This is a genomic window from Paenibacillus sp. GQ49, from assembly GCF_059759055.1.
In genome coordinates, this window is the sequence record NZ_JCAXEL010000007.1 from 243553 (window position 1) to 263054 (window position 19502).

The 19502-nt window shown below is 53.2% G+C and carries 1 protein-coding gene; it reads right to left on the reverse strand.

Annotated features, from left to right (window positions below):
* Positions 1–339 precede the first annotated feature (339 nt).
* Positions 340–19326 (reverse strand): non-ribosomal peptide synthase/polyketide synthase, encoded by an 18987-nt coding sequence (locus tag AC6CIF_RS15330; RefSeq protein ID WP_498200326.1) that lies wholly within the window; start codon positions 19324–19326, stop codon positions 340–342.
* Positions 19327–19502: the final 176 nt, after the last annotated feature.

The following is a 19502-nucleotide window of genomic DNA, read 5'->3' on the forward strand; positions in this document are numbered from 1 at the left end:
TGACTATGGATGATGCTATAGTAAATACTAAGTCTGAAAAATAGATGAAAATCACTGTGCATCCCATAATATCAGAGTACTCAGCCTATATCAGTTAAAGGTTTTCATTATAATAGCCTCATACTGATTTGGACATAGGAACATTAATTATACATTCATAAACAAAGGGTCCTGATGACAATTGTCATCAGGACCCTTTGTTACATAACTTAAATACTTTTATCAGGTGTTAAAAAAGTCGTGAAACCACCACAAATTTTCATTACCACTTCCTCAATATACCGAATGTCGCATATAACGTGCTTAAATGATCCATTTTCACCCAAGGCGGATAAAGGATTAGAAAATAATATCAATAACCTCTAGCTCATCTTGCTCCTGTTCAGTTTGGCCGTTCAGGGAAATATCCTTTAACAGCACCGAAGGCTGTTCAGCAATTTGGTTGATGATCACGAGCAGGTCCTGAGCAAAATTGTCGATCAGATTGCGCGTAAACAACTTGGTCGCATATTCAAACTGCCCGTTCATTCCCTCATCCAAGAGCGAAATGACCAAGGTAAGGTCAAATTGGGAAACCGCATGCGTTTCCGGATAAGATTCGATCTGGATATCCCCGAAGCTTTGAACGTTATCTTCCTTCGTTTCCAGTGTAAACATGACATCGAATACAGGATTGCGGCTTTGATCTCGCGGCACCTGCAGCTTTTTCACAAGTTCTTCAAACGGATAATCCTGGTGGTCGTAGGCCCCCAGCATCGTTTCTTTGACTTCGTTCAAGTAAGCGAGGAACGTCTTCTCCCCGGATGGATAATGGCGAATCGCCAACGTGTTGACAAACATTCCGATGAGCGGCTCCAGGTCGGCATGTGTGCGGCCCGAAACCGGTGTGCCTACAATGAAGTCTTCTTGTCCCGAGTACTTGCTGAGCAGGATTGAATAAGCCGCCGATAACACCATATATAGGGTAGCACCGTTCTCATCGGCAATGCGCTGCAAGTTGTCAGTCATCTGCTTGTCGATACTGAAAGGCAGCACATCTCCCTCAAAGCTGCGAGTGGCAGGTCTGACAAAGTCCGTAGGCAACTCAAGCGTTGGCAATTCACCTTCCAACATGTCCAGCCAGTAGGCTTCCTGGGATTTCAGCCGTTCTTTTACAGGTTCGGACTGCTGCCAAGTAGCGAATTCCTTGTATTGAATCCGAAGCGGTTCCAGTGTCTCACCGTTATACAGGCGCAGCAGTTCTTCGATGAAGATACCCATCGACATGCCATCCGTGACTATATGATGGATGTCCAGCATAAGCAGATGACGTTCCGCTCCCCATTCAACTAAGCCCACACGCAGTAACGGCGGCCGCTCCAAATCAAAGACACGTACAAAGGCATCTGCAATGCTGTTCGTTTCACTTTCCGTCGCTTTTGTATACTCGACGGCAAACTCCAAGTCCGAATAAACCCGTTGTACCGGTTCGCCGTCGACCATTTCGAAGCCAGTTCGCAAAACTTCGTGACGAGCGATTAACCCTTTGAGCGCCGCCTCGAATTGATTCCGCTCCAAGCGTCCGACGAGAACCGTCATGCCGGACATGTTGTAGCTAAGCTCGGCACCTTCCATCTGCTGCTGGATGTACAGCCGTTTTTGCACGGAGGAAAGCGGATAATGCTCCCTTTTATCCAGAACCGGAATGGAAAGGAATTCCTGCTGCTCCAATCGGCTAATCACTTCAGCCATCGCTTCAATAGTCGAGTACCGGAATACATCGCGCAGCGGCAGGTCCACGTGCAGCTCCTTGTGCACCTTGCTGACCAGCGTTGTCGCCCGCAGCGAGTGACCGCCGAGGTCGAAGAAGTTGTCCGTCACACCAATCGTAACTGACCCGAGCACGTCCTGCCAGATGGAGACCAGTTTCGTCTCCAGATCGGTGCGCGGCGCCACGTATTCGCGCCCTGCACTTGCTCCCTCTTCCGGCGCCGGCAGCGCTTTCCGGTCGATTTTCCCGTTTGGTGTCAGAGGTAAATTCTCCAATTCCACGAAATACGACGGGATCATGTAACCCGGCAGCTCGCTGGAGATCACTCGTTTCAGGTCGGCCGCCGTCAGTTCGATATCCGTTGTGTAGTAGGCGCACAGCGCCTTTTGCCCATTCTCATCACTTCGAACCAGCACCACCGCTTCGCGTATACCTACCACCCGCAACAGCTGTGACTCGATCTCACCCGTCTCGATCCGGTACCCCCGGATTTTAGCCTGATTGTCGATCCGCCCGATGAAGTCCACGTTGCCGTCCTCCATCCACCGCGCCAAATCTCCCGTGCGATACAACCGCTCACCTGCGTTGAAGGGACTGTCTACAAACTTCTCTTCCGTCAGCTCTGGACGGTTCAAGTATCCTCGCGCCACACCGACTCCGCCGATAACCAATTCGCCCAGTACGCCGACCGGTACGGGATTTAGATGTGCATCCACGATGTAAAACTTCGCATTTAACCACGCTTTGCCAATCGGCACATGGCCTGTTGGCGGCAGTTTCTCCAACCCCTCGTCATAGAAACTGGAGTCGATTGCCGCTTCCGTCACACCGTAGGCGTTAATAATGCGGAATGACGGACCAAACCGTTCCTGTAAGGTCCGGTAATCTGCCACGCTACAGCTGTCCGAGCTTGTGATCAACAGCTCCATCCCACTTAACTCCACCCCCTGCTCATGCACGTACTCCATAAACGGCACGATCAGCGCTGGCGTTGATTCAAAAATCGTCACTTGCTCCCGCTCTATCCAGTAATGCAGACGAGACGGATCGATCCGGTCGTCCTTCGGTACAATGACCATGGTACCGCCGTTGTACAGCGTCCGCGCGATGTCACCCACGAACACGTCAAACGAGAAGCTTGCGAGCTGCAACAGACGCACCGGGAACTGATCCAACCGGTATTCCCGTCGGTAGCCTGCTGCCGTGTTCACCAGGCTGCGGTGCTCGATCATCACGCCTTTTGGCTTGCCCGTCGTTCCGGACGTGTAGATGACATATGCCAAATCCTCCGGACGGGCTTCATGGAAGCTGTCCATACCGACAGCATCAACATCATTTACATGACTCTCGCCACCACCGTTCACAGCCCCCGTTAGCTTGCCGGAGTCTATACCGGAAACCACACCAGAGTCCATCGGTGCATTCTCCCGATCTTCGCTGTACGACGCTTCATCGTCGAGGTACAGCACCGTCCCCAGTGCCAGTTCCTCTTCACCAAGCCAGGCTTCGGCACGCTCTCGCAGCAGCGTTTGTGTCAGCAGCACCTTCGCTCCGCTGTCTTCGAGCATGAACCGCACACGGTCCACCGGATAATCCGGGTCAAGCGGCACATACGCCCCGCCTGCTTTCCAGACGGCCAGCACGGCCACCAACAGGTCCACCGAACGCTCAGCGAGAATGCCAACAATCTCCTCCCGGCCGATTCCACTTGCACGCAGCGTAGCCGCCAAGCGATTCGCCCGCTCATTCAGCTCCGTATACTTAAGCCGATCGTTTTCGTACACGACCGCCTCCGCTTCCGGAGTGCTCTCCACCTGTTCCTCGAACAGTCGATGGAACGCTGCCACAGGAGCCACTTCCGGCTGCGCCGGGTTAAACGCGCCGACAATCTGCTCTTTTTCCTCTGCCGTTAACAAGTTAAGCTCGGCAATCGTCGCCGACGGGTTGCGGAGAATAGATTCAAGCAACTGCAAGTAGTGAACAGCCAATTTCTCCACCGTTTCGGTTTTATATAGAGCCGTGGCGTATTCAAACAGATATTCCAAGCCGTCCTCAATCTCCGTAACGTCCAAGCTGAGATCAAATTTAGAAACAATTTCTTCGCTGGCATACGTCGACAAATGCAGTCCCGGAAGCTGGATTTCCACATTTTCTGTATTCTGCAAAGCAAACATCGTATCAAACAGTGGATTACGGCTTAAATCACGAGCCACGTTTACCTTATCCACCAGTTCCTCAAACGGATAATTCTGATGTTCAAAAGCACCCAGCGTTGTCTCCTTGATTTCCTTCAAGTAGTCAAGGAACGTTTTACCGGCAGCCGGGTAACTGCGGATGGCCAATGTATTAACGAACATCCCGATCAGCGGTTGAACGTCGCTATGATTTCTGCCCGCAATCGGAGTACCAACCACCACGTCTTCCTGACCTGAATATTTATGCAGAAGCACGTTATATGCCGCAAGCAGAACCATGTAAAGCGTTGCGCCGTTCTCAGCTGCAAGCCGTTTCAGACCTTCGCTTTTCTCAATATTCATAAACAATTGCAGCGTGCGGCCCTCATAGCTCTGCATAGCCGGGCGCGGATAGTCCGTCGGCATTTCCAGAACTGGCAGTTCTCCGCGGAACATGTCAATCCAGTAGGCTTCCTGCTTGGCAAGCTGCGTTTTCTGCTCATCCGATTGCTGCCATACTGCATAATCTTTGTACTGAATGCGGAGTGGCTTGAGCGGCTCCCCGCTGTACAAGTGCACAAACTCTTCGATCAGTACGTCCATTGAAACGCCGTCCGATACGATATGATGTGTATCGAACATCAGGATGTGCCGGTCAGGCGCGAGTTCGGCAATGCCCACCCGCAGAAGTGGCGGCTTCGCTAGATCAAACGCACGAACGAATTGGCGCACCGTTTCTTCCGCCTGCTCCCCGCTGATCTGCACATATTCCACCTGGAAGGTGACATCTTCGTAAATTCGCTGAACCGCTTCGCCTTCAACCATCTCAAAGCCCGTACGCAGCGTTTCATGACGAGCTACAAGCCCGCGGAATGCTTCTTCAAACCGCTGCCGGTTGAGCTGCCCTTCGAGCAGCATAGCTCCCGGTATGTTGTAGCTCAGCTCGCCTCCTTCCAGCTGGTTCAAGATATAGAGACGTTTCTGCGCGGAAGAGAGCGGATAATACTCGCTAGGTTCCGCAGCCGGAATAGCCGTAAACGAGCCAACCTCTAACCGCTCCATAGCCACAGCCATTTCCTCAACTGTCGAGTAGCGGAATACGTCGCGAAGCGGGAATTGGGCGCCCAGCTCCTTATGCATTTTGCTGACAAGTGTTGTCGCCCGCAGGGAGTGTCCTCCGAGGTCGAAGAAGTTGTCCGTTACGCCTACCGCTTTCTCCCGAACAAGCACTTCCTGCCAAATGGCGGCCAGTTTTGCCTCCAGTTCGGTGCGCGGCGCCACGTATTCGCGGCCTCCGCCTGCTCCCCCTTCCGGCGCTGGCAGCGCCTTCCGGTCAATTTTCCCATTCGGCGTTAGAGGCACTTGCTCCAGTTCGACGAAATACGATGGAATCATGTATCCCGGTAGCTCACTGGAGATCGCCCGTTTCAAATCTGCCGCCGTCAAGCCTTCTTCCACTGTATAATAAGCGCACAACGCTTTCTGCCCCTCTTGATCTTCCCTGACAATAACGACCGCTTCCTTCACGCCACCTACACTCAGCAGCTCTGCTTCGACTTCGCCCGTCTCGATCCGGTAACCCCGGATTTTCGCCTGATTGTCGATCCGGCCGATGAAGTCCACATTGCCGTCCTCCATCCACCGCGCCAAATCTCCCGTGCGATACAGTCGCTCACCTACGATAAACGGACTATCTACAAACTTCTCTTCCGTCAGCTCTGGACGGTTCAAGTACCCGCGCGCCACACCGACTCCGCCGATAACCAATTCGCCCAGCACGCCGACTGGCACCGGGTTCAGATGTGCATCCACGATGTAGAACTTCGCATTCAACCACGCTTTGCCAATCGGCACATGGCCTGTCTGCGGCAGCTTCGCCAACTCCTCATCATAGAAACTGGAGTCGATGGCCGCTTCCGTCACGCCGTAGGCGTTGATGATCCGGAACAATGAGCCGAAGCGCTCCTGCAAGGTACGGTAATCCGCGACACTGCAACTGTCCGAACTTGTGATCAACAGCTCCATCCCACTTAACTCCAACCCCTGCTCATGCACGTACTCCATAAACGGCACGATCAGTGCCGGCGTTGATTCAAAGATCGTCACTTGCTCTCGCTCTATCCAGTAGTGCAGACGAGACGGATCAATCCGGTCGTCCTTCGGTACAATGACCATGGTACCGCCGTTGTACAGCGTCCGCGCAATGTCACCCACGAACACGTCAAACGAAAAGCTTGCGAGCTGCAACAGCCTTACCGGGAACTGATCCAACCGATATTCCCGTCGGTAGCCTGCTGCCGTGTTCACCAGGCTGCGGTGCTCGATCATTACACCCTTGGGCTTACCCGTTGTTCCCGACGTGTAGATCACGTACGCCAGATCCTCCGGACGAGCTTCATGGAAGCTGTCCATGCCCACAACATTTAGATGGCTCTCATTACGGTCGTTCACAGCACCCGTCAGCTTGCCGTTGACTGGATTGGGAGCACTGTTGGAACCTTGGCTGAAGTCCATCGGTGCATTCGCCCGGTCTTTGCTGTATGACGTTTCGTCATCGAGATACAGCACCGTCTCCAGTGCTAGTTCCTCTTCGCCGAGCCAAGATTCGGCACGCTCTCGCAGCAGGTTTTGTGTCAGCAGCACCTTCGCTCCGCTATCTTCGAGCATGAACCTCACGCGGTCTGCCGGATAATCCGGGTCAAGCGGTACATACGCCCCTCCCGCTTTCCAGACGGCCATCACGGCCACCAGCAAATCGACCGAACGCTCGGCGAGAATGCCAACGATGGTCTCCCGACCGATGCCGCTTGCACGCAGCGTGGTCGACAGGCCGTTCGCCCGCTCGTTCAGCTCCGTATACGTCAGCCGATCGTTCTCGTATACGATGGCCTCCGCTTCCGGCGTGCGTTCCGCCTGTTCCTCGAACAGGTGATGGAAGGCAGCCACAGGTGCCACTTCCGGCTGCACCGGATTAAACACGCAGACAATTTCTTCTTTTTCCGCCGCCGTCAGAAGCTCCAACTCGTTTACACGAACATTCGGATTAGCCGCAACCTGTTCCAATGCACGGGCAAAATGACCGTGGATCTGCCTGATGTCTTGCGCTCTGAACGTCAGTGCATTGTACGTAAACCGCAGCAAAATATGCTCTTCCGGAATGACGGTAATGTCCAGGTCGTAGTTCGTTTGTTCCGGCGATTGGATATTAGCAATTTTCAGCGCATCTTGGCCTCCGCCGACAACTTGTTCAATCTGTTCTTCCATCGGATAATTTTCAAAGACCATGATATGGTTGATCAAGTCACGCTTTTGCTCGCTCAGCGACTGAATTTCGAACAGTGGGAATGTTTCGTAAGCTCCCGATGCCAGCGCTTGATCCTGTGTTTTTCTCAAGATATCGGCTACCGTCTCCTCGGCTTTACCTTGAATACGGACCGGAATCGTATTAATAAACAAGCCAATCATGCTTTCGATGCCCGGAATCTCCGCCGGACGCCCGGATACAACGGAGCCGAACACAACATCCTCGCTGTTGTTGTATATCTGTAAGACCAGTCCCCATACAGTCTGCATAAACGTGTTGAGTGTTACCTGTTGCTGGCGCGCCACACGCTCAATTTGCTCAGTCAGTCCTTTGCTGAGTTCCACATCAATTTCAGCCATTTCAAAAGCATGCTGTTTCAGCTGCGTTCTCTCCTGCGGCAGCTTGGTCTGCTGATCGTAACCCGCCAAATACTCCGACCAGTAACCCGAAGCTTTCGCTACATCTTGAGCTTCCAGCCATTTGATATATCGGGAGTACGAGGTAACCGGAGGAAGCTCCGGCGCTCGCTTCTCCTGAAACGCAAAGTAAGTGTCGAACACTTCCTTGATCATGAAGGACATACACCAGCCATCCATCAAAATGTGATGATGACTCCAGATCACATGGTAAGACTCGTCGCCTGTGCGCAAAACGGTCACACGCATAAGAGAGTCTTGGGCCAAATCGAATTTGTTCGCTTTATCCGCGCTTACAAAATCGGCTATTGTCTTCTCCGGGTGCTCATCTCTTGCTGAGCGAATATCTTCAAAGTACACTTCACACTTCCGCTCGCGGAATACTACTTGAATCGGCTCGTCTCTCCAGCCGGTAATAAAGTTGGTCCGCAGCGCCTCATTTCGCTGTACCAGCGTATCCAATCCCCGGGTGAAGGCTTCCACATTCAGACTTCCATACAGATCGAAGGTCACCTGTTCGAAGTAAGCTTCCGAATCGGCATCCAGCAGGCTGTGGAACAACATCCCTTTTTGCAGTGGAGTCAGGGTGTATACATTCTCCAGTTCGCCGAGTGCCGCCGTATGTTCGGACAGCCGCTCCAGTTCCTCCACCGTCACATCTTGAAGCAGTACGTCACTAGGCGTAAGCTCCGGCTGCTCTTTCGATACGCAATGGCTGATGACCTCACGCAAACTCGATTGAAGCAGGGAGCCCAGGCGCTCAACCGTCTCCCGTTGATACTGGGTTTCCCCATAACGGATCGTGAGTTCCAACACGCCTTCCGACACCATACCGTTGATATCGAGGACATAATCCATCACAGCATTCGGACTTGAATCGGAGCCCGGACTGAACGGAGACGGCTGCGAGCCACTGCTTTCGTAATCCTGGTCGAACTGGCCCAGATAGTTAAAACTGATCTCCGGCTCCAAAACGAAGCTCTCTCCGGCACGCGGCGCCGACAAATAACGCAGGATGCCATAGCCGATCCCTTTGTTCGGAATGCGACGCAAGTTTTCTTTCACCTGTTTCACCTGATGACCGAGTGCTACGTGACCTGGCTCCAGAACAACAGGGAATTGGCTTGTAAACCAACCTACCGTGCGCGTAATGTCCACATCTGGCAAAAGCTCTTCCCGGCCGTGGCCTTCGAGATTCACCAGCACGCGTTCCTGACCACTCCAAGCTTGTACTGACAGGCCCAGCGCGGCAAGCAGCAAATCGTTCATTTCCGTATGGTAAGCACGGTGAGCCTGCTTAAGCAATTGTTCGGTTTCGTCCACTGTCCATCGAACGGTTACGAGCCCGCTGTCCTTCAGCTTGGATCTGCCTTGTTCATAATCTTTTGGAAGCGGCTCATAGGCCAATTGCTCGATATACTGCCAATACGCTCTCTCGCTTTCCATCGCCGGCCCGTTCGCATAATCAGCGAGCTGTTTCGCCCACGTTTGGAATGAATCCGTTTTGAGCGGCAGACGGATCAGCTGACCTTGTAGCGCCTGCTCATAGGCGGCTGCAAAATCCTCAAGCAGAATCCGCCAGGATACGCCGTCTACGACCAAGTGATGGATCGCGATGAGCAGATGGTCGCCATCGTCGCAGCGGAACAAACCAATCTTCACCAGCGGACCGTTTTCCAGATCGATGCTTGCTTGAATGTCATTTGCCTTAACCTCTACCGCTTCTTTCACGTCACGGACTCCCTTGAAATCGATAACTTCCAGATCGAACAGCACTTCATTCTCCCCGGCGCCTCGGTTCCAGACGGTATAACCATTCTCGGTTTGATGATAAAGCGTACGAAGAGCATCGTGATGCACGATAAGCTGACGCACTGCTTGGCTTAAAGCTTTTTCATCAAAGCCTTGCTTGGAGAACTGCATAATCGCCTGATTGCTATGATGCACATCGGCCGGATTTTGTTCAAAGAACCAGCGCTGAATCGGGGTCAGGATAACCTCTCCCGTCACTTCGGCCTGGCTTGCCGTTCTCGCCGCTGTTTGCAACCGCAAACTAAGGGCGGAGATCGTCGGGTAATGGAACAAATCTTTCATGACCAGCTTGTACCCCGTTTGCAAAGTACGAGAAGATACCTGTAAAGCTTTAATTGAATCCCCACCAAGCGCAAAGAAATTATCCATGGTGCCAACCTGATCCACGCCTAACACTGACTGCCAGACCAACGCGAGTGCTTTCTCGGCTGGAGTACGCGGCGCCGTGTATGCAGCCTCGGCACGAATGCTTCCTTCCGGCACAGGCAACGCTTTACGGTCGATCTTGCCGTTCGGTGTAAGCGGTAGTTGATCCAGACGCATGATTCGCGAAGGCACCATATGAGAAGGCAGTACGGCGTCCAGATGGGCCACAAGCCCTTCCAGATCGAAGCTGGAATCCACTACGACATACCCGCACAAATATTTCTGCCCCCGCTCGTCCGTCCGGTCGATGACAAGCGCTTGACGCACCTCGGCAACATTTTTCATGGCCGCTTCAATCTCACCAAGCTCGATCCGGTAACCGCGAATTTTCACCTGATTGTCGATTCGCCCGATGAAATCTACGTTGCCGTCAGGCATCCAGCGTGCCAGATCACCCGTCCGGTACAACCGCTCCCCAGCGGTTAACGGGCTATCTACGAATTTCTCCGCCGTTAAATCCGGGCGGTTCAAGTAACCGCGGGCCACACCCGCTCCGCCGATAACCAGTTCGCCCAGCACCCCGATCGGCACCGGCTTCAGATTTGCATCCACGATGTAGAATCTGGCGTTCAGCCACGCTTTCCCGATGGGCACGCTACCCGCCTTCGGCAACTTCTCCAGCGGCTCGTCATAGAAGCTGGAGTCAATCGCTGCTTCCGTTACGCCGTAGCTGTTAATAATACGGAACTGCGAGCCAAAGCGCTCCTGCAAGGTGCGGTAATCCGCTACACTGCACGCATCTGAGCTTGTGATCAGCAGCTGCATCGAGCCAAGGTCCAGACCCTCGGCATACACATGCTCCATGAACGGCACGATCAGTGCCGGAGTTGATTCGAACACCGTCACGGCGTAATCACGAATCCAGCCATAGAGGCGGGTTGGATCAATCCGGTCTTCCTTCGGCACGATGACCATAGTTCCACCGTTGTACAGCGTCCGTGCAATGTCACCGACGAACACATCAAACGAGAAACTGGCAAGTTGCAACAGCCGGATTGGGAACTGATCCAGACGGTAGTCCCGCCGGTAGCCCGCCGCCGTGTTCACCAAGCTGCGGTGTTCCACTGCCACGCCCTTCGGACGGCCCGTCGTACCGGAGGTGTAGATGACGTAAGCCAGATCGCCCGGCTTGTTCACATTTGCCGGATTGGATGCGAGATCCGCCGCTTGTGCGTTCTGCTCAGCTTCTGCCGTGGCAGATGTTTCGGCAACAGCCGTTGCCACTTGCGCCAAAGCCTCCGCCTCTGTGCCCTCTTCGCCCAAAGCTTGTACGCCTACAGCTGTTTCCACCGTGCCTAGGCTGTACGCCGCGGCGTCATCAAGTGCAAGCACCGTTTGCAGCGTTAAAGCTCTGTCGCTGCGCCAAGCTTCCGCCTGCTCCAACAGGCAGGTCTGCGTAAGCAACACCGATGCCCCGCTGTCCGCGAGCATATATTCGATCCGCTCCGCTGGATAGTCGGGGTCAAGCGGTACATAAGCACCTCCAGCTTTCCATACGGCGAGCACCCCGATCAGCAGCTCGGCCGAACGGTCGGCCAGAATGCCAACCACCTGTTCCGACTTCACCCCGCGTGCCCGCAGTACATACGCCAGACGATTCGCTTTAGCATTCAGCTCCGCATACGTCAGCTTGCTGTCTTCGTATACAACCGCCAGCGCTCCCGGAGTGCGCTCCGCCTGCTCCTCGAACAGCTCGTGGAACGTTCTCTCTCTCCACGACTCATCTGCTTCCAAACCTGTACCCTCTGCGGCGTATTGCTTCGCAAGAGCCGAAGACGACACGTCAAACCCGACCAATAAATTATCCTTTTCGCTGTTCGTCAATATATCCAAATCCGAAATCCGCGCACCCGGCTGAGCCAGAATCGACGCCAAAAGCTGCTCGTAATGACCCGCCAGCCGTACCATCGTTTCCTGCTTAAACAACGAGGTAGCGTACTCGATCTTGCAAACCAACTCGTTACCCTCTTCCACGATATCCAAGCTAAGATCAAACTTCGCCGTCTTTTCCTCGATGTCAAACAGTGACCATTGCAAGCCTTCAAGAGTTAAATCCAGGCTTTCGTGCTTTTGCAAAGAAAACATGGTGTCAAACAGCGGATTTCGGCTTAAATCCCGGGTCACCTGAAGAGCTTCTACCAGCTCCTCAAACGGATAGTCCTGGTGCTCGAAGGCTCCAAGTGTCGTTTCCTTCACTTCCTGCAAGTAATCCATGAACGTCCGCTCTGCCGTCGGACCCAAGCGAAGGGCCAGCGTATTGACAAACATGCCGATTATCGGCTGCAAGTCGGCATGAGAACGAGCGGCAATCGGAGTGCCAACTACTATATCTTCCTGTCCCGCGTATTTATGAAGTAATACAGAGTACGCAGCCAGCAGAAGCATGTACAACGTTGCCCCCGAATCGCTGGCAAGCTGTTTGAGAGCCTCGCCTTTCTCCGCATCTAGCCTAAACGTGAGCGTTTGACCGTCAAACTGTTGAACAGCTGGACGAGAGTAGTCAAGAGGCAGCTCAAGAACCGGAAGCTCGGAGCTGAATACCCCGCGCCAGTATTCCTCCTGTCGTTTGATGCGTTGACGCTGTTCCTCGGATTGCTGCCAAGCGGCGTAATCCTTGTACTGAATTCGCAGCTCCGGCAATTCTTCCCCATTGTACAGCCGCACGAATTCGCGCAGCAGCACGTCCATGGAAAGGCCGTCGGAAGCAATGTGATGCATATCCAGCGCGAGCAGGAATTTTTCTTTCTCCAATTCAATCAACAGAGCGCGCAGTAAAGGCGGCTGGGTCAAGTCAAAAGGCTGAATGAAGCCTTCAAGAATGGCTGCAACCTGATCTTCGCTTGCTTGAATCTTCTCGACCTTGAAAGCGACGAGCGGGTGAATACGCTGAACCGGCTCCCCATTCATGATTTCAAAACCGGTGCGCAACATATCGTGCCGGGCCATCAAAGTAGTCAGTACATCTTCTACTTTGGCCTCGTTCAAAGCCCCTTCCAATTGCAAGGCGCTTGGGAGATTATAATTCAGCTCCAAGCTATCCAGCTGGTGCAGGACGTATAGCCTTTTTTGTGCAGAGGAAACCGGATAGTACGCTTTCTCTTCCGCTTTTGGAATCGAGCTATGCTCTGATTCTTCCAAGCTGGCAATAGCCCCGGCCATCGACTCTACCGTCATATAGCGGAACACATCGCGCAGAGGAAGTTCAACGTTCATTTCCTTCCGAATCTTGCTGACAAGGTTTGTCGCCCGCAAGGAATGCCCTCCCAGTTCGAAGAAATTGTCCATGACTCCAATGCCGGAGTAACCCAGCACTTCCTCCCAGATTTTCACAAGCCGGGACTCCGTAAGGTTACGTGGCGCTACGTATTCGACGCCCGTTTGCAAGCCGCCTTGCGGCTCCGGCAATGCTTTGCGGTCCACTTTGCCGTTGGACGTCAGCGGCATGCGTTCCAGCTGCACGAAGTACGACGGGATCATGTATCCCGGCATTCCCTGAGCCAGCGAAGATCTCATTTCGCTAACCGTCAGCGTCCGGTCCGCCACAAAGTAGGCAACAAGCGCCTTCTCGCCCCCGCTGTCCTGACGGGCGAGCACCACCGCTTCTTCCACACCCTCCACGTTCAGAAGCTGCGTTTCAATTTCGTCCAGCTCGATCCGGTACCCGCGAATTTTGACCTGATGGTCGATCCGACCCAGATATTCAATGTTGCCGTCCGGCAGCCAGGCCGCCAAGTCGCCTGAGCGATACAGTTTCTCCCCATCCGCAAACGGAGAATCAACGAACTTTTCCGCCGTCAAATCCGGGCGATTCAGGTATCCTCTTGCCAGGCCTTCACCGGCTACGTACATTTCGCCTGCTACGCCGATCGGAACAGGACGACGGTTTTCATCCAGAACGTACACACTCAGCGTTGGGATCGGCTTGCCGATATTACTTTTCGCCGCCTCCATCTCCATCCATGTGATTTCCTTATACGTCACGTGAACCGTCGTTTCGGTAATCCCGTACATATTGATCAGCTTTGTCTCCGGGTACTTCGTCTTAAAACCCTTGAGCAACAGCGGGCTGAGCGCTTCGCCGCCGAAGATGACGTTACGAATCTGCAGATCGTACGGATGGTCCGCTAAAACCTCACGCAGCAGTTGGTAGAAATATGTTGGCGTCTGGTTCAAAATCGTGACCTGTTCGCGGCTCAACAGTGCCAGGAACTCAGCCGGATTTTTCGCCGTAAGCGGCGGTACGATAACCAGCTTGCCTCCGTACAGCAACGCTCCGTACATTTCCCAGACGGAGAAATCGAAGCAGAACGAGTGGAACAACGTCCACGTGTCGGACGGCCCAAAGTCGAACAGGTTCTTGTCGTTGAACAAAAGGCGCACGACGTTTTTATGCTCAATCAACGTGCCTTTGGGTTTGCCTGTCGTTCCCGATGTGTAGATGACATAGGCCAAGTTACCCGGGCCAGAAATTGGCTCCAGATTCGAAGCGTCCAGCGCACCAGCGGAGTCCGCCCCTTTGTCGCCCCAAACGAAATCGTCCAATTCAAGGCGCGTTCCTGCGAAGTCGGTCTTCTCATGCAAATGCTTTTGAATCAGCAATAACGGTGCGCCCGAGTCCTCAATCATGAAGCGGATGCGTTCCTCCGGGTAGTCGGGATCAACAGGCACGTAGGCTCCGCCCGCTTTGAGAATCGCCAGAATGCCGACGACCATATCAAGCGAACGTTCGGCCAGAATCGCTACCAGCTGGTCCGCTTCGACTCCCGTCTCCCGCAGCTTGCGCGCAAGCCGGTTGGACCGCTCATTCAATTCGTGGTAGGTCAACTGCCGCTCATTCATGACGGCGGCCACGTTATCCGGATAAAGCTTCGCCTGCTCTTCAAACAAGCCATGAATCGTCTGCTGACGCGGGTAGTCTGCCTCCGAATCATTAAAACCGTGCACCAGTTCACGGATTTCCTGCTCTGTTAGCATTTCCAGCGAAGCAATATCCCCTTCCGGCGCTGTTGCGATAGTTTCGAGTAGCTTGTCATAATGTCTGGCGATTCGCTCCGCGGTCTCCTGTTTATACAAAGCCGTAGCGTACTCCAACCGGCATTCGAGCTGACCATCCTGCTCCGAAATGTCCAGAAGCAGCTCGAACTTGGACGTTCGGTTTTCCAACGGATAAAACGATTGCTCCAGCCCCTCGATGACAATTTGCTCATTCTCCGTATTTTGCAGGGAGAAGAACGTATCAAAGAGCGGATTCCGGCCGGTCGCACGCGGAATGTGAAGGCTTTCCACCAAGTCTTCGAACAAATAATTTTGGTGTTCAAAAGCCCCGAGTGTGATTTCCTTCATTTCTTCCAGGTACTTAAGGTACGGCTTGGAACGCTCTGGATGGCTGCGAATGGCAAGCGTGTTGATAAACATACCTACGATTGGCTGCACTTCTTCCTGCGTTCTTCCGGCAATCGGCGTTCCCACGATCAGATCTTCCTGACCCGAATATTTATGCATAAGGATCGAGTAAGCAGACAACAGCACCATGTACAGGGTCGTGCCCGTCCGTGCGGCCAGTTCTTTCAGCTTTTCCGTCCGTTCTTTCCCAATATCAAACTTCACGGTCCGGCCGTCAAAACTTTGCACCGCAGGCCGCGGGAAGTCCGTCGGCAGTTCCAATACAGGCAACTCTCCTGACAGCTGTTTCAGCCAGTACTCCTTCTGCGGCTGGATCAACTGCACATAGGCTTCGGAATGCTGCCAAACGGCATAATCTTTGTATTGAATACGCAACGGAGCCATCTCCTCACCCCGATACAGGCGACTGAACTCGTCGAAAAGCAACGCTGTCGAGATGCCATCCGAGACGATGTGGTGCATATCGAACAGCAAAATGTGGCGATCCTCGGTGACTTCAATCAGGCCGATGCGAAGAAGTGGCGGCTTGGTCAGATCAAACGGGTGATAGTATGCTTCCACCACTTGGTCCACTTCTCGCTCGCTCACCTGGAAATAATCTACATCAAACTTCACCTCGTCATAGATGTGCTGCACAAGCTCGCCTTGAACCTGCTCGATCCCGGTACGCAGCGTCTCATGGCGCTGAATCAACGCCCGAAACGCGTACTCTACGCGCGTGCGGTCCAGCTTGCCTTTGAGAAGAAGCGCCGCCGACATATTGTAGCTACGCTCGGCCGCGTCAAGCTGGCGCAAGACGTACAGACGCTTTTGCTCGGATGAAACCGGATAGTACTCGGCCTCTGCCGCCTTTGTAATCTCATACGTCTCCTGCTGCTTTAAACCGCTAATTCTTTGAGCAAGTTGTTCGATCGTGGTGTAGCGGAAAACGTCCCGCAACGGAACCTCGACTTGCAGCTCTTTTCGAATCTTGGAAACAAGCGCGGAGGCTCGCAAGGAATGACCACCAAGGTCAAAGAAATCGTCATGGACTCCAACTCGCGCAATACCCAGCACCTGCTGCCAAATAAGTGCAAGTCTTGTTTCCAGCGTTGTACGAGGAGCCACATACTCAAGGCCCACTTCTACCTCTCCGGTCGGTTCAGGCAGCGCTTTACGGTCAACTTTTCCATTCGGTGTGAGTGGTAGCTGATCCAGAGATACCAGTCGGGCCGGAACCATATGCGCAGGCAGCTCTTGTTTCAATTGGGACAACAGATCGATCAGCTGCAAGGAATCATCCCCCGCCACGTAACCGCACAAATACTTTTGCCCCTGCTCATCCGTACGGTCAGTCACCACAGCCTGCTTGACCCCCGGGAAACTGAGCAGGGCCGTTTCAATTTCGCCGAGTTCGATCCGGAACCCGCGAATTTTCACCTGATAGTCGATCCGGCCGATGAAGTCAACGTTGCCGTCTTCCAGCCAGCGGGCCAAATCTCCTGTCCGATACAGACGTTCGCCGGACACAAACGGGCTGTCTGCAAACTTCTCGGCGGTTAGGTCCGGACGGTTCCAATACCCGCGCGCCACCCCGGCGCCGCCGATGACAAGCTCACCCGGAACCCCTACAGGAACCGGCTTTAACCCGGCATCGACAATGTAGAACCGGGCGTTCAGCCAGGATTTGCCGATCGGCACATGACCCAACGATGGCAGCTTGTCCAGCGGCTCATCGTAAAAACTGCTGTCAATGGCCGCTTCGGTAACGCCGTAGCTGTTGATGATGCGGAATTGTCCGCCGAATCTTTCCTGCAGCAATCGGTAATCGGTGACACTGCAAGCATCCGAGCTGGTAATCAGCAACTGCATGGAGCTGACGTCCAGCCCTTCTTCATAAATATGCTGCATGAACGGCAGGATAAGCGCAGGTGTCGATTCAAATACCGTAATGTTTTGGTCCCGAATCCAGCCGTATAAGCGGTTCGGATCAATCCGGTCATCCTTTGGCACAATTACCATCGTTCCTCCGTTATACAGCGTCCGCGCGATGTCTCCAACGAACACGTCGAACGAGAAGCTCGCCAGTTGCAGCAACCGCACCGGGAACTGATTGAGCCGGTACTCACGGCGGTACGCATCCGCCGTATTCACGAGACTACCATGCTCGATCATGACGCCTTTTGGGCGTCCCGTCGTACCGGAGGTGTAAATCACATAAGCCAAGTCTTGCGGGGCACTGTCAGCAGATTCAAATTCCACGGCTGAGGTATCCCCGTTATACATCTGTTCATCGTCTATCGCATAGACAGCTTGAAGCTTCAGCCGGTCATCGGCCAGCCAACCTCCGGCCCCCTCCAACAGATGACGCTGCGTAAGCAGCACCGATGCTTCGCTATCGCTGAGCATGTACTCAATCCGCTCCGCCGGATAATCGGGGTCCAGCGGTACATAAGCTCCGCCGGCTTTCCATACGGCGAGCACACCGACCAGCAGTTCCACCGAACGCTCCGCCCAGATCCCCGTAATCGTCTCCCTTCCCACGCCCTGTTCACGAAGGAGCGCAGCCAGCCGCTCGGCGCGTTCGTTCAATTCGCCGTAAGTCAGCTTTTTGTCCATGTAAACAACTGCCGGGTGATCCGGAATGTCTCGGGCAAACTTTTCGACATACCGATGAAACGCTATTCCCTCGCTCAGTGCTGCCACCGGCGGGTTAAACACGTCCAGAATACGGTGTCTCTCCTCATCGCTCAACAGAGAAATCTCGCGCACCCGCAGTTCGGGAGTCTCAAGAAACTGGTCCAAAACGGTTACATACTGTTCCATAATGCGATCAATCTCGGTCGTCTCGAACAGGCCGGTACGATAGGAAGCATGGAGAATGACATGGCCTTCATTCAGCATATGGTCGAAGCGCAGCAGTAGATCGTCCATCTCGTGCCTGGCAAAGTGAGCCTCCAGACGTACATTGATTTCTTCGTACTCCACGATTTTCAAAGGCAGATATTCCAGAGACGTGCGGAACAACTCCGAAAGATCGTTGCGACCGTGTTGTTCGCGTAAATCCTGGATCAATTGGTTATAAGGATATTTCTGATGCCGCAGATCCGCCGTATTTTCCTTGGAGACCATTTGGATCAAGGAAAGCACGGACCCATCTGGATTCAGACTAATCCGCGTAGCCACGGTGCTGACGAACATACCGATCGTTTCTTTTTCCTTCTTGCTGGTGCGATTGGCAAAAACCGTGCCGACCGGCACATCGGTGCTGTCGGTCAGCTTGTACAATAAGACGTACATGGCGGACAAAAATAACGTATATAAACTGACCTGATATTGTTCGCTAAAAGCCAGAATGCGGTCATACCGGGAACCATCCAACGTGATGGAACGTTTATTCGATTCGCTGCCAATCGAGAATGGCGGAGCCGATTTAATGCCGCTCGTTTCAGGCAAAGTGTTGTACTTGGTCAGCCAATATTCCTTGCCTTTTTGATAACGCTGCGATTGCTCATACTCATGCTCAGTTGAAATATAATCCAGATAGGAAGGGGCCTGGTAACTGCTGAGGATGCCTTTGCGCAGTTCCAGGTATTTTTCCATCACCGCATGCAGCAAAGCAGTGACGGACAAGCCATCGGCAATGATATGATTTACAGTCAAATTAAGCCATATTTGGCCGTTCGCAAAATGGATCATCGTAAATTGATAGAGGTGTTCGTCGAACACACTGGCCGGTTTTTCGGTTACTTCTTTCACCCAGGCATAGAATTGTTCGTTTGTACCTATTTCGAGGTGGCTTATCTGGGCTTGGTCATTCTCCGGCTCTTCGAACCACTGCGTTGGATTTTGCAAATCCCCGCTAATGCGGATTCGGAAAGCGTCATAGGTTTTGACAATCTCTGCAGCCGCTTGCTCCAGCAGCTTGGTGTCGATCTCGCCCGTAATCTGGTAGGTCGCCGAAAGCATCGTGATGGATGTGCCCGGATTCATAATTTCCATGAACCATATCCGGCGCTGGGCTTGCGTTAATCCATATTGCTTGTTCGTATTCTCTCTCACATCGACACACTCCCGTATTAGAGATTGTTTGTAGATAGGCTTTGTATCTATAAATTGAACTAAAGATGATTTACACGGAACACTCCGATGACAGAATAACCTTCCAATCGCTGTTATCCCCAGATTTTTTGGCATCCCTTTTTAAAAGGGAAGATCCGGTGATAAAGGCGAGCGCT